The 365-nt window shown below is 47.7% G+C and carries 1 pseudogene; it reads left to right on the plus strand.

Features of this window, described 5'->3' with window-relative positions:
• A pseudogene (locus HC175_RS20820) lies at positions 1-365 on the plus strand (DUF6909 family protein); the annotation flags it as partial.

Below are 365 nucleotides of genomic sequence, written 5' to 3' on the forward strand. Positions count from 1 at the left end.
GGGACTGGCAAAAACTGGAGTTCGCCGTGCAGCAAAAAGAGCCGTTAACGCAGGCACAACGTGAGGTTGCCCTTACACATACAGCAAATATCCTTGGCCGCACCTTTAGGGAAGTGACCACCATTTATCCCCTTTTTGGCACCTCTACAACGCCGGAAAGATTTCTGCATATCATCTATTACCTGGGGAAACTTGCGATTGATGAAATGCTGAACAACAACAAACGAATTGTGACCTTTAGTCCGGTGCTAAGAGAGCGTCTGGGCCATCACATACATGGGGAGATCTGGGCTAATAAGGTGAAAGAAGTGCTGCTTGAGAAAAATCTCATGAACAGGCCTCGTCACATCATCAGCGCAAACATG

This window comes from Salinimicrobium oceani, from assembly GCF_012037645.1.